The sequence below is a fragment of the Acinetobacter pittii ANC 4050 genome (assembly GCF_000399685.1).
Classification (GTDB): Bacteria; Pseudomonadota; Gammaproteobacteria; order Pseudomonadales; family Moraxellaceae; genus Acinetobacter; species Acinetobacter pittii_E.
The window spans coordinates 2,639,202-2,660,318 of record NZ_KB976987.1 but is presented as its reverse complement, the minus strand read 5'-3'; the positions used below and the strand labels follow the sequence as shown (position 1 = coordinate 2,660,318).

Below are 21,117 nucleotides of genomic sequence, written 5' to 3'. Positions count from 1 at the left end.
GCTTATTTTTGGAGTACGCTGTGTCATATTTCCCTTCATTATTTTTTGCTCTTTTAGCGTCTATCTAAAGGGGTGGTCTTATGTATTATTCTCTACTTTCAATTGCTTTGGGCTCAGTTCTAGGGGCATGGTTGCGTTGGTTTTTAGGTTTAAAACTCAACCCAATTTATCCACAAATTCCACTTGGTACTGTCACTGTTAATTTAGTCGGTGGCTTTATTATTGGTTTTGCGATTGCCTATTTTGCCCAAAGTGATTTAAGTCCGAATTATAAGCTCTTTGTGATTACTGGTTTTTGTGGTGCTTTAACTACCTTTTCAACGTTCTCCATTGAGATTGTGACTTTATTACAAAGTGGCAAATTGGGAATGGCGATGTTGGGGATTTCTATTCATTTGATTGGATCGTTAATTTTTACGTGTTTGGGATTGGCGACTTATTATTGGGTAGCGGGGCATTGAGTGTTTGCTTTGGTTGAAATGTTTACTGCTGAGTCTTTTCAATAAAGTTTTATGTCTGGGTTAGCCGTCGGCTCGACCTACTTTTGTTTTGGCAAAAGTAGGCAAAACCATTTTCATCAACAGAACCTGTTATCTGTTTACAATTATCAGATATGTCGCAAAAACATTATATTGCTGATTTGAGTCAGGCTGTTGATGACTTCCCGAGTATCGAATATAAGAGATAGATCAAATAATTTAATTAATAATTAGTCGTTTACTATCGTGATAGACGGCATGGATGCCGTCGTTTCGCTGTGCTACATGGATGTAGCATCAGCGTAATAAAGGATTTTTGTTACTTTCCATCCTTGAAAAGTAAGCTTAGCCTATACAATCCATCATTTGGATATCACTTCCATTTAAGGCAGTGCTCATAATAAAAATTAAGTCGTTTCTATTATTTATTTAAATCTATTACTTTTTAGTTAAAGCTTGACCTTCAAACTTCACGCCATCCCAACCATTTTGCATAAACTGACGAATATTTTGATGATCAGTTCCCTCAGGGGTCGCCAATACAGATGCGTAGTGTTCTGCAAATAAACTCAAAGTTTGTGCTTGGTCTAAACCTTGTAACTTAGCAAAAGAGAAAACTTTCGCACTGCCTTGATTTTCAGTTGCAGCGTTATGCTGTGCGCCATTTTGAAAAGCTGTTGGAGTATGTTGGTAACGTGCTTCAATATGAGCTAAAACGTCTGAAAATTTTGCTGTGCCTGCTTGTAATTGGGCAAGTAACTCTTGTGCCATTATCTTAAATTTCCTATCAAATGAGGGTTTAAGCATAGCATCGAATAGCAGCTTTGAAAGCTTGGTGAATATAAAAAATGATGGGTTTTGGGAAAAATAAGAAGCGTTTTTAGACAAGTTGTGGATAAGTTCTCTTTTATACACAACATAAAAAGATCGCAAAAATACACATAAAAAAAGAAGCCTAAGTGGAGGAGATAGTCTTAGGCTTCCAATGATTTAAGTGTATTAGTCAAATCTTAACGTAAGATTAACTCTTACGATTAAAGCGAGCGAAGCGTTTATTAAAGCTTGCTACACGGCCTTCGTTACTTGCTTGACGTACTTCACCTGTGTAGAAAGGGTGAGATGCACTTGAAATATCAAGGGTTACATAAGGATAGATTTTTCCTTGATATTCTTTGGTTTGTTTAGACTGAAGAGTACTACCAATTAAGAAGTACACGTCTGCATTGGTGTCATGAAATAACACTTGTTGATAAGCAGGATGAATATCTTTACGCATGAGAGATTGTCCTAAATTATTTTTGATTAAAGAAATGTTATAACATAACAATTAAAAAGTCAATGTAACCCCTAAAAGGCTACACTGATCAGTAAATTAAGTTAAATGGAAGCAGGAATAAGCTCTTCAAATAAATCGTTCAGATTGTCATGTACTTTTAAGTGAATCAGATTCCAGTAATGCCCTGAAATGGTTCTGTTAACCATTAAAGTATCTGGAGATGGTTTAAATACATCCCAATACTTCAAAGATTTTTTCACAAGTAACATGCCATCATGGTGCGATGAGTTCTCGGCAAAATCATAAGTGGTGGTAAGCGGGCGTAATAACACTTCAATCCAGAGTTTATATAGATCAGTCGGGAATTTACCTTTTTCAGAAATTGAATGTAGCTCAAGTAACTCAGTTTCAATCAAATCAATATTTTCATGGCGAGCTGCATTTACTAAACGTTTAAAGTGCTGCACTATTTCATTTGAAAGCGTTTTAACACTGCCATAGTCATAAATAATGACACTGCCATCTTGGCGGAAGGCAAAGTTACCTGGGTGGGGGTCACAGTGAAAACGTTTTAAAAAGAACATTTCCTGACCTAAAGCACGAATCAAACGACGTCCAATCGTATTTCGAGTTTCAATAGGCCAAGCGCTGGCAGTTTCAATGCTGTCACCTTGTTCGAGACTCAAGGTTAAAATACGTCTTGAAGAATAATCTTTATAAACGGTCGGGATGATAATTTTATCATCTAATTGGCTATGGAATGTTTTGAAAACTTCAAGGTTTTGAGCTTCGATTTCATAGTTAAGCTCTGCTGACAGACTATCTTGAATCTCTGCAAAAAGCTGATCTTGTAGCTTTTTATCAATTTTAAGAACGCCCATTAAACGAAGTGCCAAACGTACTTGTTTTAAGTCACTTTCACAGGCCTCATCAACACCCGGATATTGCACTTTAACAACAACTTGCTCGCCACTTGGTAGAGTAGCTTTGTGAACTTGGCCAATTGAAGCAGCTGCAAAAGGTTCTTGATCAAAAGATTTAAAGGCAACATTCAGCGGCTTTCCAAGCTCGCGTTCAATTTGTTGCTGAATAGCAGCAAAGGGCATAGGGGGAGCTTGGCGCTGCAACTTAGAAATTGCTTTAGCAACTTCTGGTGGGAAGATATCTTTATATTGCGATGCAATTTGGCCAACTTTCATGACGGCACCTTTCATTTCACCTAAGGTGTCGGCAATTTGCAAACCAATATCTTGAAATAGCTTGGTTTTTGAAGCCAGCTTTTGCTCTTCATCTGCGGTCAAGTTTCGAATCGAGTTAGAAACGGTTTTCGTTGCAATGCTCGCGGTCATTCCTGCAAGTTTCATAAATCGTTTGCCGGGTGAACTTGCATTCTTTGCCATATCTTCGATACCTCATTGACTACAAAATAATATTGCCTAGTTTTGATCATAGGTGACAAAGCTTAAAAAGCCTATATGAAATTGTTTATCTCATGTAAGAAAATTTTCGAAAAACAAAATGTTATTTTTATAGTAAAAAATATGAAAAGCTTGTGAAAATCCATTTCATAAACAAAGCTTTAATATCTATAAAGTGTCTATTTTTTTGGTGCTAATGTGAATGGCAGGTTAAATAAGAAATAGAGACAATAAAAGTTATGACAAGTTTAAGTTCAGCCCATGGGCGGTCTCAGGCGGTTCCTTTATCTGTGTTTGAGCAGTCAAAAGATGCGCATATTATTCGTTCTGATGAAGAAGCAATTGAGGTTGCCAAACAACTTGCGCAAGAGTTCGCACACGAAGCATCCGACCGAGACAAGGAGCGCCGTTTACCTCTAAATGAAATTCAACAGTTCTCACAAAGTGGTTTATGGGCCATTACGGTCCCTAAGCAATTTGGTGGTGCACAAGTCAAATATCGAACTTTGGCTGAGGTCATCAAAACAATTGCGAGTGTTGATCCATCTCTTGCACAGCTTCCCCAAAATCATTTGGCTTTTATTGAACATTTACGTCTTGATGCGAAACCTGAACAACAACAGTTCTTCTTTAATTTGGTGCTACGAGGAATTCGTTTTGGTAATGCCTTTTCGGAAAAACATAGCAAAACGGTTGCTGACCTCACTACGACCTTACGAAAGACCGAGCACGGTTATGAAATTAATGGGAAGAAATTCTTTGCAACAGGCGCTTTACTGGCACATTGGGTTCCAATTGTCGCTGTAAATGAGCAGGGGCAGCCTTATGCGGCGCTAGTTCCTCGGGAAACTTCAGGGGTGAATATTATTAATGACTGGTCTGGTTTTGGGCAACGAACCACGGCCAGTGGAACCGTGGAACTTAATCAAGTTCCAGTACGTGAAGAATATCTAATCCCGATTTATCAGGCTTTCGAACGTCCTACTCCAGCAGGTGCAATTTCACAATTTATTCAAGCTGCTGTCGATGCAGGTATTGCACGTGGCGCAATTGAAGAAACAATACACTATGTCAAAAATCATAGCCGTGCATGGGTCGATTCAGGTTTGGAAAAAGCCAGCGATGACCCTTACACAATTGCAAATATTGGTGATTTAAAAATAAAACTGCGGGCAGCAGAAGCAGTATTAGATTTAGCAGGAGATGCGATTGATCAGGCAATTGCCGACACGACAGAAGAGCATGTAAATCAAGCGACATTACTAGTTGCAGAAGCAAAAGTACTCACTACAGAAGTTGCGATTTTAGCAGCGAATAAGCTTTTTGAATTGTCTGGAACAAGATCGACCTTGTCAGAGCTTAATCTGGACCGCCATTGGCGTAATGCTCGCACTCACACCTTGCATGATCCAGTGCGTTGGAAATATCACATTGTCGGTAATTACTACCTCAATGGAGTTCAGCCACCTCGTCATGCATGGAGCTAAAGTAAAGAAAAAAATAAGATTAGGAGAATAAAGATGACAGTTACCCAAATTGAATTAGATGAATTGTCTGTTGGCGCCGATTATGAAAAGGTCGCAAGTAGATTTCGTCCAGTTTTTGAAAAAATTGCTCAAGGTGCAATTCAACGTGAAAAAGAACGAATCTTGCCTTTTGAACCGATTCAGTGGTTAAAAGAACTCAAATTAGGTGCAGTACGGGTACCGCGTAAATATGGTGGAGATGGGGTGTCATTGCCGCAACTTTTCCAGCTTCTAGCAGAATTGGCGCAAGCAGACTCGAATATTGTGCAAGCTTTACGTGGACACTTCGCTTTTGTTGAAGACCGTTTAGTTGCCCATAAAGAGCATTCGCAGGAGGTTTGGTTTCAGCGTTTTGTGCAAGGTGATTTAGTCGGAAATGCATGGACAGAAATTGGAAATGTACAAATTGGTGATGTCGTTACACGAGTAACCAAAGATGCTTCGGGTAACTTGGTGGTGAATGGTGAAAAGTACTATTCGACAGGAAGTATTTTTGCTGACTGGATCGATTTATTTGCCTACGATGAAGTGAATGACCGTCATGTAATTGCTGCTATTTATCGTCATGAATCAGGTGTGAGCGTGATTGATGATTGGGATGGCTTTGGTCAAAAGACAACGGGCAGTGGCACTTTAAAAGTGCATCAGGTTCACTTGCCAGCTTCGCACCTCATTCCATTTGATCAACGTTTTAAATATCAAACCGCTTTTTATCAGGTTGTCCACCTTGCAACTCTAACAGGGATTGCGCATGCCGCAGTCGAAACTTTTAGCCAAGAAATACGAGAGCGAAAGCGTATTTTTAGTCATGGTAATGGTGACCTTGTTCGTCATGACCCACAAGTTTTACAGGTGGTGGGTAAAGCCTCTGCTCAAGCCTATGCAAGCCTAGCAATTACGATTAAAACGGCGGAAGCATTACAAAAGGCTTATGAAAGCCACTTTAGCGACTTAGAAGTAAAAGAGCATCAGTTTAATGTAGATGCAGAGCTTGAGTCAGCCCAAGGGCAGGTGGTGATTTCTAATTTGGTACTGGATTTAACCAGCCAGTTATTTAATGCTTTAGGTGCATCAGCAAGTAGTCAGGTTAAACAACTCGACCGTTTCTGGCGTAACGCACGCACGATATCTTCGCATAATCCACTCATCTATAAAGAAAAGGTGATTGGAGATTGGGAAGTAAACCGTACCGATTTACCTTTTGTCTGGCAAATTGGAGCAAGCCCGCGGGCCAAGTCTGCATAAAATAAAAAAAGCCGATGAATAATCGGCTTTTTTATTAGGTTTTGCTTAAACGTTTGGTATTTAAATAAAGCCTTGAAAGTAATAAAACACAAGCAATGCTTAAACCAATAATTAAACCTAGCCACACGCCAGCTACACCCCAATGGGTATAACGTGCTAAATAAAGTCCGATAGGGAAAGCAATAACCCAATACGCCATGAGTGTAATCCACATCGGTGCTTGCGTATCTTGCATACCTCTTAAACAGCCTGCGGCACTGACTTGTAATGCATCCATCAACTGATAAGCCATGGCAAACCAGAGTAAATACATCGCAACAGGAAATACGGTTAAGTCTTGAGTGTACACCGAGACAATTTGTTCACGACCTAAGGCAATAAAAGACATAGTCAATAAAGCAAAAAATATGGCTGTGCTTAGACCAATCTTTTGTACTTGGTACATAGAAGCCCAATTCTTTTCACCATAATAGGTTCCCACACGAATGGTTAAGGCTATGGCAAGTGAAAGTGGAATCATAAACAGTACGGAAGTCACTGAAATTGCGACTTGATGCGCTGCAATAAACACCTCACCCAATGGACTAAGCACCAATGCGCCTGTACTGAAAATACTCACCTCAAAGAACACGGCTAAACCGATTGGTAGGCCAAGCTGTAAAATTCTTTTAACCCAAGTCAGGTTAATTTTATCGAACCTACTAAAAATAGAGGTATTTCGATAAGCCGAAGCTTTATAAATATAGCCAGCTAATGTAATTAGCATGAGCCACTGTAAAATGGATGTTGCAAAACCACAGCCTGCGCTACCTAAAGCAGGTATTGGCCCCAACCCATGCATAAAAATCATGTTAAGAGGGATTAAAACTACTAAGGCCAGTAAGCTAATTACCGTTACAGGACGTGGATGGCCTAATGCCTCCGAATAACCGCGTAGAGCTGCATACATGGTCACTGCTGGCATACCCAAGCCAATAGCATGCAAAAATAAGCTTGCTTTAGGTTGTAAGCTTTCAGGAACACCAAATACATGCAAGAAAAATGGCATAAGCTGCAAAATGAGCATTGCCAGTACACCTAGAATGACAGCAACCCACAATGATTGACGAACAATGACAGGAATTTGTTCTGTATTTCTTGCACCTTTTGCTTCAGCGACCAAAGGTGTCGTTGCAATCATAATGCCACTGAACAGGAGCATGACTGGAATCCATAAACCGACCCCTACAGCAATTGCAGCTAAATCAGTTGCAGATAAATGCCCAGCCATAATAGTGTCAATTAACCCGAATCCTGCTTGAGCAAACTGGGTAATTAAAATCGGTAGCATTAAGTGGAAGAGTTGTTTTAGTTCAGACCGAAAAGATGTGACATTCGACACAAAAGGTACTCTTTTTAAATATAAAAATGAAGCTAACGTTGCAAAGTAAGTACCACACCAACAAAGATGATGACTCCACCAAGAAACCGTTGCCATGTAACAGGTGTTTTTTCTGTACCTAACCAGCCAAAATGATCAAGTAACATAGAAATCACGATTTGCCCAAAAACGACTAGCCCTGTAAAGGTTAAAAAACCAAGTTTAGGTGCAGTATAAATGCTCATGCTAATTGCATAAACCCCAAGGAATCCTCCTGTCCAAAGAAGCCATGGAATATTGGATATTTCACTTAAACTAGGTTTCTCGGCACTTTGAAAGAAAACCATAACTGCTAAAACAATAGTACCGATGAAAAATGATAATAATGCCGCTTGTAATGGTGAATGTAACTGCTCACGAAGCTGAGCATTAATTGCGGTTTGAAAAGCCATGGCAACACCGATTCCCAAGGCTAAAGGTAAAAATAGGAAAAGTTGACTAGAGAATTTCATCATTTTTATCAATATTTAAGATTATTTAAATTTAGTCTAAAGCAATTAAGGTATGTTTTCATAAGCCCATTGATGCAGTCATGTTAAAATAGAAATATTGTGTAAATTGGACCTGCTCCTTGGCCGTATTAAACCCTGCTTCTATTCCTTTATCTTTATATATTCATATGCCTTGGTGTGTGCGTAAATGTCCATATTGCGACTTTAACTCGCATGCGGTACCTGATGGGGCGCTTTCGTCAGAGCTTGAGCAAACTTATTTAAAAGCATTAGTGGCCGACTTTGAAACTCAAATCGAGATGGCACAAGGACGTTCAATTCACAGTGTATTTATTGGTGGCGGAACACCTTCACTTATTTCTGCCAAAGGCTATGCATGGCTGTTTGAACAGCTTAAGTCACGGCTTAACTTTGAAGATGACTGTGAAATTACTTTAGAAGCTAATCCGGGAACACTAGAACATGACCCGTTTGCAGGCTATTTAGAAGCAGGCATTAATCGTTTATCCATTGGCGTACAAACTTTTAATACTGATCACTTGCAAAAGCTTGGACGTATTCATTCAGCAAACAATGCTATGGATGCAATTGAACAGGCAAGACAAGCAGGCTTTAAGCGAGTTAATGTCGATTTAATGCATGGTCTGCCTGAGCAAACTTTAGAGCAAGCGCTTTATGATTTAAAAGTCGCTGTAGAGCAGGGGGCGACACATATCAGTTGGTATCAACTCACCATTGAGCCAAATACAGTATTTTTCCGTACTCAACCTGTTTTACCTCAGGATGAAGTGCTAGAAGATATTCAAGAGCAAGGTGAGGCCTATCTAAAAGCAAATGGCTTTGTAAACTATGAAGTTTCGGCATGGCGTAAAGAGCTGCCTTCAGCACATAATTTGAATTATTGGGAGTTTGGGGACTATCTTGCGATTGGGGCAGGTGCACATGGCAAAGTGACACGACCAGATGGTGTGTATCGTTTCCAAAAGACCCGTTTACCAAAAGACTATTTAGCTAAGGTTCCAGCCGAACATCTGCAAATGAAAAAAATTGAGGCAGAAGAGCTACCTTTTGAATTTATGATGAATGCTTTACGACTAAATGATGGTGTAAACGCTGAGTTATATGAGCAGCGTACAGGCTTAAGCTTAGATCATTTAAACGAGGTACTCACTTCACTGAGAGCTAGAAAACTTCTGGTAGAGGATAGTTCTCGTTTAGCTTGTACAGAGCAAGGGCATATTTTCTTAAATTCGGTACTTGAAGAATTTTTGTAATTAAATAGCAAAGCAAAAGCCACAGAATGAGATGCGGCTTTTTTGACCTTAGCGGGTGGTATAACCGCCATTTGCAAAAATTGTTTGACCCGTAATCCACCAACCATCGGTTACCAAAAAGCGGACTAAAGGTTCGATATCTTCAATTTTGGTAAGTCCACCTAAAGCTGAAGCTGATTTATGGTAAGCGACTGCTTCGGCAGATTCCTGACCATAAAAGAACGGCGTATCCATTGGGCCAGGTGCAACAGCAGTCACAGAAATCTGGCGATTACCAAATTCTTTTGATGCAGCGCGAGTGTAATGTTCAACAGGCGCTTTTAAACCTTCATAGGTTGAATAGAGCCCAGTGTAGGCTGCAAGAAGAGAAGTCACGATTGAACAGATCTTTCCGCCGTCATTTAAATGACGTCCAGCGGATTGAATAAAGAAATAGGCAATTTTTGAGTTGATATCGCTCATGCTATCAAACTCTTGTTCTGTCGTTTCTAAAAATGACTTCTTTAAAACCTTTCCAACGGTATTAATCGCAATATCTATTCCACCAAAATGCTGTTTAGTGTCTAAGAAGAGCTTTTCGATATTATTGATATCCGTTAGGTCTGCTTGAATTAAAATAGCATCTGCACCCAATGCTTTAACTTTTGCGAGCGTTTGCTCTGCGTCTGCCTGAGTTTCAGCACTGTTGTAGTGAATTGCAATTTTTGCACCTTGCTCTGCAAATTTACGGCTAATGAGTCCACCTAAGTTTTTTGCACCGCCTGTAATCAATACAACTTTATCTTTAAGGGTATGAGTTGTCATGATGATTATTCCTATGATGACTTGTTTTAATGTGTTTTAGTCTAGATTGGCGGTAATTTTTGATCAATTATGCTAGTTTGGTTTAACTATTCAGAAAATACGAACAATTAAATGGATCGGTTGCAGCAATTTTTTATTTTTACAGAAGTCGCTAAACGACAAAGCTTTAGTGAAGTGGCAAATCAGCTTGATTTACCTCGCTCTACAGTGACGAGTGCTATTCAACAGCTAGAAACTCACTATGGAGTACGCTTATTTCATCGGACTACGCGTAAAGTCAGCCTCACTCAAGATGGACAAAGAATATTGCCCGAATGCCAAAACCTGTTATTTGATTATGAACAGCTCGAACAGCTAATACAGACACAAAAGCAGCATTATCGCGGCACGCTAAAAATTTCAATGCCCAGCCGAATCGTGCATCAAGTGATTATTCCTGAACTTCCCGATTTTTATAGCCGCTATCCAGATATTCATTTACAACTTCATAGCTCTGATGACATGACTGACTTAATCGAGAAAGGAATCGATTGTGTTGTTCGAGTAGGGCAGCTAGAGAGTAGTAGTTTAATTGCAAAATTTGTTGGTAACTTGATTATGGTGAACTGTGCAAGTGCTGACTATCTAGACCAATATGGCATTCCTGAACAATTAGAAGATCTATCTCAGCACAAACTTATTAACTATGCAGGAGCGGTGGGAGAGAAACAGGGCGTATTTTTATATCAAAATGGAACTGTGATGATGGATAGTGCTTTAAGTGTAAATAATACGGAAGCCTATATTGCAGCGGCTAGTGCAGGTTTAGGAATTATTCAACTTCCATATTACGATGTTCAGGACAAAATTGAGCAGGGAGCTTTAGTTGAAGTGTTGAGCACCTACACGGCTCAATCATTACCACTTAATATTCTATATCCGAACCGAAGTTATATTCCTAAACGTTTGGAAATTTTTATGGAATGGGTCCGAGATGTTCTTTATAAGAAATGTATCGTCATCTTTTAGTCATAAAACTAAAATACATTAACAATAAAAAAAGCCTCTCGAACTGAGAGGCTTTTTAGAATTTGGTGGGTCGTCCGCGACTCGAACGCGGGACCAACGGATTAAAAGTCCGCTGCTCTACCAACTGAGCTAACGACCCAAATAGGTTCAAAACAGATAAGTGGTGGGTCGTCCGCGACTCGAACGCGGGACCAACGGATTAAAAGTCCGCTGCTCTACCAACTGAGCTAACGACCCGTATCGTTTTGATGTCGCGTATTTTAGCAAGTTATTCAACTAACACAAGAGGAAATTTAAAAACATTTGCATGATTGCCTATAAAAAGCACGATTTCCTCTTGTTTAGCTAAAAAATGAACTAAAAACGGTATTTATACGCCTGAATGTTGTCAAAAATTTCACTTGTGATGTCACAGTAACTGCTTTCACCAGGCAATAATGCAAGTAAACGTTCAGAAGTTTTGCTTGGATTAAACGCATCTTCCTTCAATTTATTCTTTTGGTACTTAAAAGTACCTGTGGTTTCAACTTTAGCTTGTATACGTAAAAACACTGGTACTGCATAAGTAGGTAAGCATTTTTTAAATACAGTCACCATTTCTGTTAAGTCAGCGTCATTTAACTCGGCACCATCAGCCAGTGTGATTGCTGCCATACCTGCACGACCATTAGTATTTGGAATTTCTACGCCATAGACGACAGCTTCAGCGATCTTGTCATATTCACACACCATGTTTTCAACTTCGGTGGTAGATACATTTTCGCCTTTCCAGCGGAAGGTATCACCTAAGCGGTCAACAAACTGAGCATGACGGAAACCAATATTACGAACAAGATCACCTGTGTTGAAATATGAGTCACCTTTTTTAAAGACATCTTGCATAATCACAGATTTATTCTTTTCTGGGTCGGTATAACCGTCAAATGGAGAGCGACTGGTAATTTTTCCTACCAATAAACCGACTTCGCCTGCTTTAACTTTCTTACACCAGCCATTTTTATCGCGTATCGGTTCGTTTTTCTCTTTATCAAACTCAATGATAGCGTATGGCGTAGGGGAGAAGCCTACTGTGTTGTCAAAGTTGAAAATATTACTAAAGCCAACGTTGCCTTCACTTGAAGCATAAAGCTCTAGAACTTCCTCGACACCAAAACGTTGTTTGAATTTATCCCAGATGTTTGGACGCATGCCGTTACCAATCATTTTGGTCACACGGTGAGCACGGTCAAGCTCTGTAGTTGGAGCATCCATCAAGTAACGGCAAAGTTCACCTACGTAGCCGATTGCAGACGCATTAAACTTCTGTACATCTTTCCAGAATGCACTGGTTGAATATTTACGACGGATGGCAAGGGTAGCGCTTCCTGCAATCACACCACACCAGCAAACAACCACGCCTGTTGCATGATATAGCGGCAAAGTGACATACATCACATCATCTGGACCAAGATTTAAAATATGGCCGTAAGTACCATAGGCGAGTGTCCAACGACTATGTTTAAAAATAACTGCTTTGGGTAAACCCGTTGTACCCGAAGTATAAATATAAAACAGGCCATCATTTCCATGAACAGAATGTGTGGTCGATGGATTGAATTTCGGAAATTGATCAATTTCTATTGCAAGATTGGCATAACCTTGAGGCGCAGTTCCCGCATCTTGACGCGTTGCCTGATCTGCAAACCAATGAAAACGGTCTTGAGGAACGTTTAAGTCTTGACGAATTTCATCAATTGCAGCACGGACTTCTTCACCTGCAATCACTGCAATTGGTTTTACAAGATTGATGCTATGAGCGAGGACTTTACCGACTTGAGATGTGTTCACAAGCGCAATAGTCACCCCAATTTTAGCTAAACCCACAATAGTAGCAATGAGCTCTGAACGGTTCTCAACCATTACGGCAATCACATCACCTTTACGTGCGCCGAGAGATAAATAATAGTGAGAAATCTGGTTAGCCCATTCATTTAAAGCTTCGTATGAGTAACTTTGATCTTCAAATAATAAAGCAGTACCTTTTGGATTTCGCTTAACAGCTTTCTCAAAAGCTACGCCTAATCCAGTTGGTGTATTTGCTGTTCTTAAATAAGCCTGTTTAAGACCATTCAGGATATGGGGTACTTTGGGAATAAAGCTAGGAAGTCTAGTGGCAACATCCCCAAGCGTAATGATATCGGTCTGTGTTGTCTGGCTCATATCAATCCTATTTATTTTTCGATCAATCCAAAAAAGGTTGCGTTGGCAAAAGTACAGTATTTTTCATGGTTCACCATGCTTTTAAAACTTTTCTTCTAGTGCAATCAACCTAATTGGTTAAAAATAACAAAAAAAACCTAGTCATCGAAATGACTAGGTTTGTTTAAATTAGCTGCAATTGAGCAAATGATTTACTCAGCTACAGGATTTGCTTTCTTTGGTGGACGGCCACGAGGGCGACGAGGACGACTTGGTTTGTCCTTATCAGCTTTAGAATCTTCTGACTCACTCTCGGAAGGAGCTTCAGTTGGCTCTACAGCCTGTTCTGTAGCTGCTTTGGCTTTTGCAGTTGCTTTTGACTGTTTCGCAACCGGAGCTTCAACTACAGTTGTCGCTGGTGTTTCTTCTACGCTAGCTGCAGCCTCAGTTTCCTGATCAAGCTCAAGCGGTTGCTGCTTTGACTCAACAGGTGCTTGTGTTTCAGCAGTAGGAGCAACCACAGTTTCTTCTACAGTCGACGCTACAGGAGCAGCTTCTTCTGGTGCAGAATGTTGTTGTTTAACTTGCTCAAAAGCCTGTTCAGCAGCAAGTTTCGCTAAACGACGACGCTCACGCGGATCATTAGCAACACGCGGTGTTGCCTCTTTTGGCGGCGTCAACGGAAGTACTGGCGCAGGTTCTGCTTCTTGTGAAGGCTTGTTGCTTGGAAGCTCAGCATCACGAGTAACAGGCTTTTTGTCTTCAGCTTCAGCTGCGACTTCGGTTACTAGAGTACTTGCATATTGCTCTGCAAATTTCTGCAATGCACGATTGAATGTTGGAACTAAACCAAACTGTTCAATCAGTACTGTACAGTCTTCACCGTAAACATGACGGATCAAGCTACCAATCGTATATTGCGCCAACGTTGGAATTTGCGATGGGGCAATTGATGGTGTAACAGCTTTAGCTCGTTTTGCGTTGCGTTGTTCACGGCGACGCATACGAGGATCATTACTCGCGCGTTGAATTTGCGGTTGAGTTTTCTCAGCCTTTGGTTGAGGAGCTTCTGCTTCAGCAGTTACTGTCTCTTCCACAGCAGCAACAGGTGCTGGAGTTGGTTCTTGAACAACTTCAACAACAGGTGCTTTTTCAGTACGTTCAAGAGGTTGCTCAGGCGTTAAAGCAATAATTTCGCTTTGTGCTTGATCAACATTGATGACTAAGGCTGTATTCATGACTTCATGCTGTGGAGCATCAATCAAATCAACCTTAATTTGTTTTTCATCCACAACTGCTGGTGCTGGCGTATTTTGATTTTCATTTAATACGCTTGGATCGCGGTGGCGATTCGGACGGTTTGGACGTTGTTGATTATTACGGTCACGACGTGGCACAGCATGCTCAGCTTGTTGACCATCATTTTGATGTTGGGCATGTGGCTGATCTTGTTGTTGACGCTTTTGTTGACGTTTTAATTCACGTTGCTCTTGGCGTGATAACTGTACAACCTCTTCATGAACCTGCTGTTGTTGTGGTTCTTGATTATGGTGGTGCTGATGTTGTTCACGTTGCTCTTTGTGCTTACGTTTTTTGTTGTTTGGACGCTGCTGTTGTACTTTATCGTCTTTCTCAACATTCTCACGTGCTTCCTGTTTAACAGGAGATTGAGAAATATAAGCATTGTTAGATGGAGCCGAAATAACTTCAGCAACTGCTGGTGCTGTAACTTGGCCAAACTGTCCACGGCTAATAGCGCCTGTATTCACCATTTGTTCAATTGCGGCAGCAGCATTTTGTGCTGAGCGAGATTGATCAACTGTTTGAGCTTGTTTTTGAACAAAAAGATTTTCTAACCATGCGCATGGGCTTGCTGCTTTTTGAGCGCTTGCCTGAGCAACAGCAGGTTGAGCTGCTTGATTTACTTTCTTTTGGTTAGCTACGTTGTTGGCAGCAGGGGCTGCATGAGTATGGCCATGATCAGCTTCTTCTAAATGCCATTCAGAAGATTCATAACCTAACTCTTTTTCACTTGAACGTGTTGCTTCAGTACGTTCGTAGCTAGATGGTGCAAATCCATCTGGATTGTACTGAATTTCGTAGTGAGGTGTTTCTAAGTGTGGGTGAGGTAAAACAGTCACACGAACACTAGAAGTTTGTTCTAAATAAACAAGGCTATGACGTTTTTCATTGAGTAAAAACGCTGCAATTTCAACAGGTACTTCTACTTGTACTTCACCATGGCGTTCACGAAGCGCGATCTCTTCTACTTTACGCATAATAGAAAGTGAAAGTGAGCGTAAGTCACGAACCATGCCTGTACCATGACAGCGAGGGCACACATAACCTGTTGCTTCTTCAAGAGATGGACGTAAACGTTGACGGCTCATTTCCATTAAGCCAAAACGAGAGAGTTGGCCAAACTGAATACGTGCACGATCGCTTTGTGTTGCTTCACGAAGTTTTGCTTCAACCATGCGTTGGTTGCGTTCTTTAGTCATATCGATGAAGTCGATTACAACTAAACCACCGATGTCACGAAGACGTAGTTGGCGAGCAATTTCTTCTGCTGCTTCTAAGTTCGTATTTAGTGCAGTTTCTTCAACGTCATGTCCACGAGTCGATTTCGCAGAGTTAATGTCGATTGAAACTAAAGCTTCGGTCTGGTCAATCACGATTGAACCGCCAGAAGGAAGTTTTACTTCACGTTCATAAGCAGTTTGAATTTGGCTTTCAATACCAAAATGAGCAAACAAAGGCTCGTTTAAAGTATAAGTTTTGAGTTTGTCTAATTGACGTGGCATTACTGCTTTAACAAAGTTATAAGCTTCGTTATAAGCCTGTTCGCTATCAATTAAAATTTCTGCAACATCATCACGTAAATAATCGCGGATAGCACGAGTAACAACGCCAGCTTCTTGATGAACTAGCATTGGAGATGGACCAGAGCTCGCTGTGCCTTGGATTTGTGTCCAAAGGTCAAGCAAATGCTGTAAGTCTAACTGTAATTCTTCTTGGGTACGGCCAATACCAGCGGTACGTACAATAACGCTCATACCACGCGGTAAATTTAAAGAAGCTAGAATTTCTTTTAGCTCTTCACGTACAGAACCTGAAATTTGACGACTAATACCGCCGCCTTTCGGGTTGTTTGGCATAAGAACCAAATAACGTCCTGCAAGTGAAATAAAGGTAGAAAGGGCAGCGCCTTTATTGCCACGTTCTTCTTTTTCGACTTGAACAAGTAATTCAGTACCTTCAGTGATAAGTTCACGAATGTTTGAAGTTTGTCGTGGGTCTGCTTGGAAATAACTGTTAGCAATTTCGCGCATAGACAAGAAGCCTTGACGGCCTGCGCCGTATTCAACAAAAACAGCTTCTAAAGATGGTTCTACGCGGGTTACATGGCCTTTATAGATATTGGATTTTTTCTGTTCTCGGGTACGATTCTCTAAATCAAAATCGTAAAGACGATTACCAGTGATAAGTGCAACGCGGACTTCTTCTGCGTGAGTTGCATTAATCAACATACGTTTCATGGGTGTGACACCTAATAGTGACCCACACAAACATATCGCACAAACTTAAAGGTTCTGAACGAACATCGAACATGACGGATCATTTCCCAGATCTCAAAATATTTGTGGTCTGAGTCATCTGTTACCGGCTACATTTAGCCTTAGCTTCGATTCTCGTCTGTGATGTAGGCAATACTGCTTCAACCTTTAAATCAGACTTCCTTAGTGCTTCACTGGCGGGTGAGCGGTGCATTGGTTAATGACTTTCACTGTCATTGGGCGCGAAGTGACTTCTTTTTGGAAGTTTGATACGGAATGCTCATCGTATCGGTGCTTTCGGCAGTTCCAATGCATCAACGCTTTAGCCTGAAGGCAACATTAAGGAGCGATTTGTCTGATGTGTATCAGTTTACGTTCCATAACCAACTAGAGTTGGTAACATATTTTTTTGAACAAACTGAATTAAACGCAACAGTTTGTCATTTTGCCGATATAATAAGCCTTCGGCGTCGGCATAATTCTTTAGGACCAATCCGAGCTGGTGATGAAAGCATCATTTTGATTGAGGTTTCAATCAGGGAAATTCCCTATTAGATGTTCACTTACGGCGGTATCCGTGCGCTGACTATATCAAACCTTGCAGCATCTGCCTATGGGCTAAGCTTAGATTTCTTGTGAAAAAACTAAGCTAATCGGTCATTTATTAATCAAATTTAGCAAAATTTCAGGTTTAAATATTAGTATGAATTCTACACAGCAATGGCAAAGTGTCACTTGGTTTGAGGTGGATGAACATCAAGCAGGACAGCGAATTGATAATTTCCTGTTTTCGCGTTTAAAGGGTGTACCTAAGAGTCGTATTTATCGTTTGATTCGTGAAGGTCAGGTTCGAGTAAATAAAAAACGTATTAAAGCTGAGACCAAATTAGAGATTGGAGATCAGATTCGTGTTGCACCTATTCGCTATGAACAAAAGGATGAAACAGCCGCTCCTGTGAGTGACAGTGTAGCACAAGGCCTACTCAGCCGTGTGGTCTATGAAGATGAAGGTCTGTTACTCATCAATAAACCATCAGGTATTGCCGTACATGGTGGTAGTGGTGTGGCGTATGGTTTGATTGAGGCTCTACGTGCAGCAACAGGTAAAAAATACTTAGAACTAATTCACCGTATTGACCGTGATACTTCTGGTCTGGTCATGATTAGCAAGAAACGTAGTACTTTAAAGCTGCTACAAGATATGTTGCGTGAGCACAAAATTCGTAAGACTTATGCAGCAATTGTAAAAGGTCAGGTGAGTCTGGATAAACAACTCATTGATGCTCCTTTATTTCGTTATGAGTTAGCCAATGGCGAGCGTCGTGTACGTGTATCTAAAGAAGGTAAACCGAGTAAAACGGAATGGGTGGTTGCAGAGCGCTTTAAAAATGCGACTTTGGTTCATGCCTCACCTTTGTCAGGCCGTACCCATCAGATCCGTGTACATGGTTTAAGTATTGGACATCCGTTGTTGGGTGATGATAAATATGGACACACCACTGAGTACGCAGGTCCGCAAGCACGACGTTTATGTTTACACGCGATGCGTTTAGATATTCCGGGTTATCCACCGATTGAAGCGCCGTTACCAGAAGACATGACCCAGTTATTAAAGGCTTTGAGAGTAGCAAAATGAGTCTGAAAACCGAATTAGTTATTTTTGACTGGGATGGAACTTTATATAACTCTGTTGGCCAGATTGTTGCTAGCTTACAACATGCAGCAGAGCAACATGAATTACCTTTAAGTGATGAAGCAGCAAAAAGTATTATTGGGTTAGGCTTGCCAGAGGTGATGCAGACCTTATTTCCAGAAGCGCCAGAGTTGCATGACTCGATTTTAAAAGCATATGGCGATCACTATATTGCTAATTCTACGGATGATGCATGGTTTGACGGTATTGCTGAGCTATTACATGACTTAAAAGCGCAAGGTTTAAAACTTGCTGTAGCAACGGGTAAAAACCGTCGTGGTTTAGACCGTGTGATTGCAAAAACACAGAGTACTCATCTTTTTGACGTTACTCGAGCAGCCAATGAAACCCGTTCGAAACCAGATCCACTGATGTTGCAAGAAATTTTGACTGTAACAGGAGTGAGTGTTGAACAGGCGGTCATGATTGGTGACAGTAGTTATGACCTTGAGATGGCACAGCGTTTGGGTATGCCGCGTATCGGGGTAGGCTATGGGGTGCATTCGGTTGAAGTTCTGCAAAAGTTTCAACCTTTAACGATTGCTAAAGATGTACAGGAGCTTCATCGCTTTTTAAGAGAATATGCGCAGTTATCTACTGTAGATGTCGCTTAATTTAAAAAATTTCAAAGAGGGAATGCGTTCCCTCTTAATCTAAGTTAAATAACAAAACAATAAGAAGAGAAAAAATGAGCCGTTCAATTCGCCTATTAAATCTTTTGCAACAGCTTCGCGAAGCCCGTTACCCCATCACAGCGCAAGTCTTGGCTGAACGTCTAGAAATTAGCGTTCGAAGTGTCTATCGAGATATCGATAGCTTACGTGAGCAAGGTGTAAGAATAGAGGCATCGGCAGGCCTTGGATTTCAGCTTAAAGAAGATATTTTATTGCCGCCCATAACATTTAATGAAGATGAGGCAGAAGCTTTATTTTTAGCTTTAGAATGGTTGAAAGAAGTTCCTGATCAATCACTAAAATCTGCTGCGGTTTCAATTTATTCAAAACTTTATGCAGTCTTACCTAAACATCGAAAATATTTGCTTGATGATATGACCTTAGGGGTTGCCCATTATTGGTATCCTGTTGATGAAACGCTGGTAGCGCAAGTGCGTATAGCCATTCGTAATCAAGTAAAAATAAAAGTAGATTATTGTGATGAGCAAAACCGTTTGAGTGAACGTTCGCTTTGGCCTTTTGCTTTGGGATATTTAAACGGTAAAGTGGTACTCGCTGCTTGGTGTGAATTACGTCAGGCATTCCGCCACTTTCGAATCGATCGGATTCATCAGCTTCATATTAGCCAAGATAGTTATCCCGAATTTAAAAAGCTTCTGTTCCAAAAATGGTGGAAACAGGAAATGCAAAACGCTACTGACAAAAATTGACAAAGCCCACTTGTAAACTAGGAACTACGATAAACAAGGAGTGATAAGAATGAGCCTTAAACTTTATACTAACAAAGAGTCGCGTGGTGTCGTTATTGACTGGCTTTTAGTCGAGCTCGGTGTTGAATGTGAGCGAATTGAAGTTGCATACAAGACCGAAATGAAATCCCCTGAATATCTAAAACTTAATCCTTTTGGAAAAGTGCCGGTATTGGTAGATGGTGATGTGGTTATTTATGAGTTAGGCGCAATCTGTGCTTATTTAGCTGATAAGTTTTCTGAAAAAGGTTTAGCACCTGCTTTAGATGATCCAAAACGCGGTTTGTACTATCGTTGGTTATTTGTGATGGCAGGCCCTTGGGAAGCTGCTGGTGTTGATAAAGCTTTAGGAATAGAAGTATCGCCTGAGCAAAAGATGTTTGTTGGCTATGGCGATTACAATGATGCTTATCAAGCTTTAGTGCAAGGTTTGAGTGAAGCGAACCCGTATGTATGTGGCGAACAATTTACCGCAGCAGATGTAAGTGTTGGCGCCATGCTTTTATGGCAATTAAAAATGAAAACGATTGAATCACATCCGGCTATTACACGTTATGTTGAAACGATTAAACAGCGTGAAGGCTTAAAACAAAGCACTATGGGCCAACTGTTGTAGACGTACTATTCTTAAAAGTCACCCAAAAGGGTGGCTTTTTTGTTGTTCGAATAAAGATTTTAGTTGGTAAGAAAGCCCGCAGCCACATTAATACAGATCGCTAAAATGGTAGTATTAAATCCAAAAGACAACACTGCGTGAAATAAGTTTAAAAGGCGCATATGCTTGGTGGTAATTGACACATCGGCAGTTTGTGCAGAAGTACCAATAATATAACTAAAATATAGAAAATCAGGATAAGTGGGATGTTGTGTTCCCGGGAAATCTAACCCTCCATTTTCTTCATTTCTAGACAAAGCCATATAAAAATCATGGGCATAATGTAGGGCAAAAACGGTATGCATAAAAAGCCATGCAGAAACAATGGTAAGTAAAGCTAAAGCCACATGACCTAACTTTGCAGAACTGTCAGAAGGGAGTTGTGATAGTTGAATGAGGATCGCAACCAGACACATGGTTAAGGCCAATAAAACTATCAGCATAATGACCCATTTGCTTTCATCTTGTTTTTTAGCTTGCTGTTGCATTTGTGAATGATCGGCACTTTTCATGAGTTGCCAAACATGGAGTAAATAAATGCTAACCGAAGCATTCCAACTGACTAATAAAATAGTTGACCATTTCCATGAAGTTAACCATGTCAAAATACTGGCTGTAATCACTCCCATCAATAAAGCAATAAAGAAATGAGGGCGGTTTTGTACACTACGTCCAAGATGTTGAAATATACCAACCATTTTTTCCTTAT

18 protein-coding genes and 2 tRNA genes are annotated in these 21,117 nt (G+C 40.5%); 9 read left to right on the top strand and 11 right to left on the bottom strand.

Annotated elements, in window-relative coordinates; translation table 11 throughout:
• The first annotated feature begins 80 nt into the window (after positions 1-80).
• A complete protein-coding gene (crcB, locus tag F931_RS16255) occupies positions 81-461 on the top strand; it encodes a fluoride efflux transporter CrcB (RefSeq protein ID WP_004794914.1) in 381 nt (126 codons plus the stop codon).
• 456 nt (positions 462-917) lie between these two features.
• On the opposite strand, the gene F931_RS16250 is transcribed toward crcB, so the two are convergent.
• The 3 genes from F931_RS16250 to F931_RS16240 all read right to left on the bottom strand — a co-directional run bounded on the left by F931_RS16250 (position 918) and on the right by F931_RS16240 (position 3,155).
• On the bottom strand, positions 918-1,250 hold the full coding sequence (locus F931_RS16250; RefSeq protein WP_016142328.1) for a HopJ type III effector protein: 333 nt from the start codon (positions 1,248-1,250) through the stop codon (positions 918-920).
• A gap of 250 nt (positions 1,251-1,500) precedes the next feature.
• Positions 1,501-1,755, bottom strand: a complete 255-nt coding sequence (locus F931_RS16245; protein ID WP_016142327.1) for a type B 50S ribosomal protein L31 — start codon at positions 1,753-1,755, stop codon at positions 1,501-1,503.
• A gap of 101 nt (positions 1,756-1,856) precedes the next feature.
• Positions 1,857-3,155 (bottom strand): ABC1 kinase family protein, encoded by a 1,299-nt coding sequence (locus F931_RS16240; RefSeq protein ID WP_016142326.1) that lies wholly within the window; start codon positions 3,153-3,155, stop codon positions 1,857-1,859.
• A 257-nt stretch (positions 3,156-3,412) separates the two neighbouring features.
• Here F931_RS16240 and F931_RS16235 point away from each other — a divergent pair, with 257 nt between their 5' ends.
• Together F931_RS16235 and F931_RS16230 are read left to right on the top strand one after the other, a co-directional pair.
• Positions 3,413-4,660: an SfnB family sulfur acquisition oxidoreductase gene (locus tag F931_RS16235; protein ID WP_016142325.1), complete on the top strand. Its 1,248-nt coding sequence runs from the start codon at positions 3,413-3,415 to the stop codon at positions 4,658-4,660.
• A gap of 33 nt (positions 4,661-4,693) precedes the next feature.
• Positions 4,694-5,944, top strand: a complete 1,251-nt coding sequence (locus tag F931_RS16230; protein WP_016142324.1) for an acyl-CoA dehydrogenase family protein — start codon at positions 4,694-4,696, stop codon at positions 5,942-5,944.
• A 34-nt stretch (positions 5,945-5,978) separates the two neighbouring features.
• On the opposite strand, the gene abeM is transcribed toward F931_RS16230, so the two are convergent.
• Both abeM and F931_RS16220 read right to left on the bottom strand, forming a co-directional pair.
• The gene (gene abeM, locus F931_RS16225) at positions 5,979-7,325 is read right to left on the bottom strand and encodes a multidrug efflux MATE transporter AbeM (protein ID WP_016142323.1); all 1,347 of its coding nucleotides are present in this window, start codon (positions 7,323-7,325) and stop codon (positions 5,979-5,981) included.
• 32 nt (positions 7,326-7,357) lie between these two features.
• Complete coding sequence (locus F931_RS16220) at positions 7,358-7,819, bottom strand: DMT family transporter (protein WP_016142322.1); 462 nt, start codon at positions 7,817-7,819, stop codon at positions 7,358-7,360.
• Between the two features lie 116 nt (positions 7,820-7,935).
• Between F931_RS16220 and hemW the strand changes: the two genes are divergently transcribed.
• Positions 7,936-9,090, top strand: a complete 1,155-nt coding sequence (hemW, locus tag F931_RS16215; protein ID WP_016142321.1) for a radical SAM family heme chaperone HemW — start codon at positions 7,936-7,938, stop codon at positions 9,088-9,090.
• 48 nt (positions 9,091-9,138) lie between these two features.
• On the opposite strand, the gene F931_RS16210 is transcribed toward hemW, so the two are convergent.
• Entirely contained in the window at positions 9,139-9,894 is a 756-nt protein-coding gene (locus tag F931_RS16210) for an SDR family oxidoreductase (RefSeq protein WP_016142320.1), read from the bottom strand.
• A gap of 111 nt (positions 9,895-10,005) precedes the next feature.
• On the opposite strand from F931_RS16210, the gene F931_RS16205 reads away from it, so the two are divergent.
• On the top strand, positions 10,006-10,902 hold the full coding sequence (locus tag F931_RS16205; protein ID WP_016142319.1) for a LysR family transcriptional regulator: 897 nt from the start codon (positions 10,006-10,008) through the stop codon (positions 10,900-10,902).
• Between the two features lie 63 nt (positions 10,903-10,965).
• On the opposite strand, the gene F931_RS16200 is transcribed toward F931_RS16205, so the two are convergent.
• The 4 genes from F931_RS16200 to rne form a co-directional block, all read right to left on the bottom strand.
• Positions 10,966-11,041, bottom strand: a tRNA-Lys gene (locus tag F931_RS16200).
• 22 nt (positions 11,042-11,063) lie between these two features.
• Positions 11,064-11,139, bottom strand: a tRNA-Lys gene (locus F931_RS16195).
• Between the two features lie 120 nt (positions 11,140-11,259).
• Positions 11,260-13,101, bottom strand: coding sequence for a long-chain-acyl-CoA synthetase (locus F931_RS16190; RefSeq protein WP_016142318.1), 1,842 nt, complete (start codon positions 13,099-13,101; stop codon positions 11,260-11,262).
• A gap of 191 nt (positions 13,102-13,292) precedes the next feature.
• Complete coding sequence (gene rne / locus F931_RS16185) at positions 13,293-16,619, bottom strand: Rne/Rng family ribonuclease (protein WP_016142317.1); 3,327 nt, start codon at positions 16,617-16,619, stop codon at positions 13,293-13,295.
• Positions 16,620-17,340: 721 nt separating this feature from the next.
• On the opposite strand from rne, the gene F931_RS16180 reads away from it, so the two are divergent.
• The 4 genes from F931_RS16180 (at position 17,341) to F931_RS16165 (ending at position 20,369) form a co-directional block, all read left to right on the top strand.
• Positions 17,341-18,273, top strand: coding sequence for an RluA family pseudouridine synthase (locus tag F931_RS16180; protein ID WP_016142316.1), 933 nt, complete (start codon positions 17,341-17,343; stop codon positions 18,271-18,273).
• Positions 18,270-18,944: an HAD-IA family hydrolase gene (gene ppaX, locus F931_RS16175; protein WP_016142315.1), complete on the top strand. Its 675-nt coding sequence runs from the start codon at positions 18,270-18,272 to the stop codon at positions 18,942-18,944. Before F931_RS16180 ends, ppaX begins: the two co-directional genes overlap by 4 nt.
• Before the next feature lie 74 nt (positions 18,945-19,018).
• Positions 19,019-19,714, top strand: a complete 696-nt coding sequence (locus F931_RS16170; RefSeq protein WP_016142314.1) for a helix-turn-helix transcriptional regulator — start codon at positions 19,019-19,021, stop codon at positions 19,712-19,714.
• A gap of 49 nt (positions 19,715-19,763) precedes the next feature.
• A complete protein-coding gene (locus tag F931_RS16165; protein WP_016142313.1) occupies positions 19,764-20,369 on the top strand; it encodes a glutathione S-transferase family protein in 606 nt (201 codons plus the stop codon).
• Between the two features lie 59 nt (positions 20,370-20,428).
• Here the strand turns inward: F931_RS16165 and F931_RS16160 are convergent, their stop codons facing one another.
• Positions 20,429-21,106 (bottom strand): DUF1345 domain-containing protein, encoded by a 678-nt coding sequence (locus tag F931_RS16160; RefSeq protein ID WP_016142312.1) that lies wholly within the window; start codon positions 21,104-21,106, stop codon positions 20,429-20,431.
• Between the last annotated feature and the right edge of the window lie 11 nt (positions 21,107-21,117).

Bases quoted from the DNA above. Each gene is read 5' to 3' on its own strand.
- F931_RS16165 (WP_016142313.1), top strand. From the start codon at position 19,764: ATGAGCCTTAAACTTTATACTAACAAAGAGTCGCGTGGTGTCGTTATT.
- F931_RS16230 (WP_016142324.1), top strand. From the start codon at position 4,694: ATGACAGTTACCCAAATTGAATTAGATGAATTGTCTGTTGGCGCCGAT.
- F931_RS16240 (WP_016142326.1), bottom strand. From the start codon at position 3,155: ATGGCAAAGAATGCAAGTTCACCCGGCAAACGATTTATGAAACTTGCA.
- F931_RS16160 (WP_016142312.1), bottom strand. From the start codon at position 21,106: ATGGTTGGTATATTTCAACATCTTGGACGTAGTGTACAAAACCGCCCT.
- F931_RS16250 (WP_016142328.1), bottom strand. From the start codon at position 1,250: ATGGCACAAGAGTTACTTGCCCAATTACAAGCAGGCACAGCAAAATTT.
- F931_RS16190 (WP_016142318.1), bottom strand. From the start codon at position 13,101: ATGAGCCAGACAACACAGACCGATATCATTACGCTTGGGGATGTTGCC.
- F931_RS16205 (WP_016142319.1), top strand. From the start codon at position 10,006: ATGGATCGGTTGCAGCAATTTTTTATTTTTACAGAAGTCGCTAAACGA.
- F931_RS16245 (WP_016142327.1), bottom strand. From the start codon at position 1,755: ATGCGTAAAGATATTCATCCTGCTTATCAACAAGTGTTATTTCATGAC.
- F931_RS16220 (WP_016142322.1), bottom strand. From the start codon at position 7,819: ATGATGAAATTCTCTAGTCAACTTTTCCTATTTTTACCTTTAGCCTTG.
- rne (WP_016142317.1), bottom strand. From the start codon at position 16,619: ATGAAACGTATGTTGATTAATGCAACTCACGCAGAAGAAGTCCGCGTT.
- F931_RS16235 (WP_016142325.1), top strand. From the start codon at position 3,413: ATGACAAGTTTAAGTTCAGCCCATGGGCGGTCTCAGGCGGTTCCTTTA.
- ppaX (WP_016142315.1), top strand. From the start codon at position 18,270: ATGAGTCTGAAAACCGAATTAGTTATTTTTGACTGGGATGGAACTTTA.
- F931_RS16210 (WP_016142320.1), bottom strand. From the start codon at position 9,894: ATGACAACTCATACCCTTAAAGATAAAGTTGTATTGATTACAGGCGGT.
- F931_RS16180 (WP_016142316.1), top strand. From the start codon at position 17,341: ATGAATTCTACACAGCAATGGCAAAGTGTCACTTGGTTTGAGGTGGAT.
- F931_RS16170 (WP_016142314.1), top strand. From the start codon at position 19,019: ATGAGCCGTTCAATTCGCCTATTAAATCTTTTGCAACAGCTTCGCGAA.
- crcB (WP_004794914.1), top strand. From the start codon at position 81: ATGTATTATTCTCTACTTTCAATTGCTTTGGGCTCAGTTCTAGGGGCA.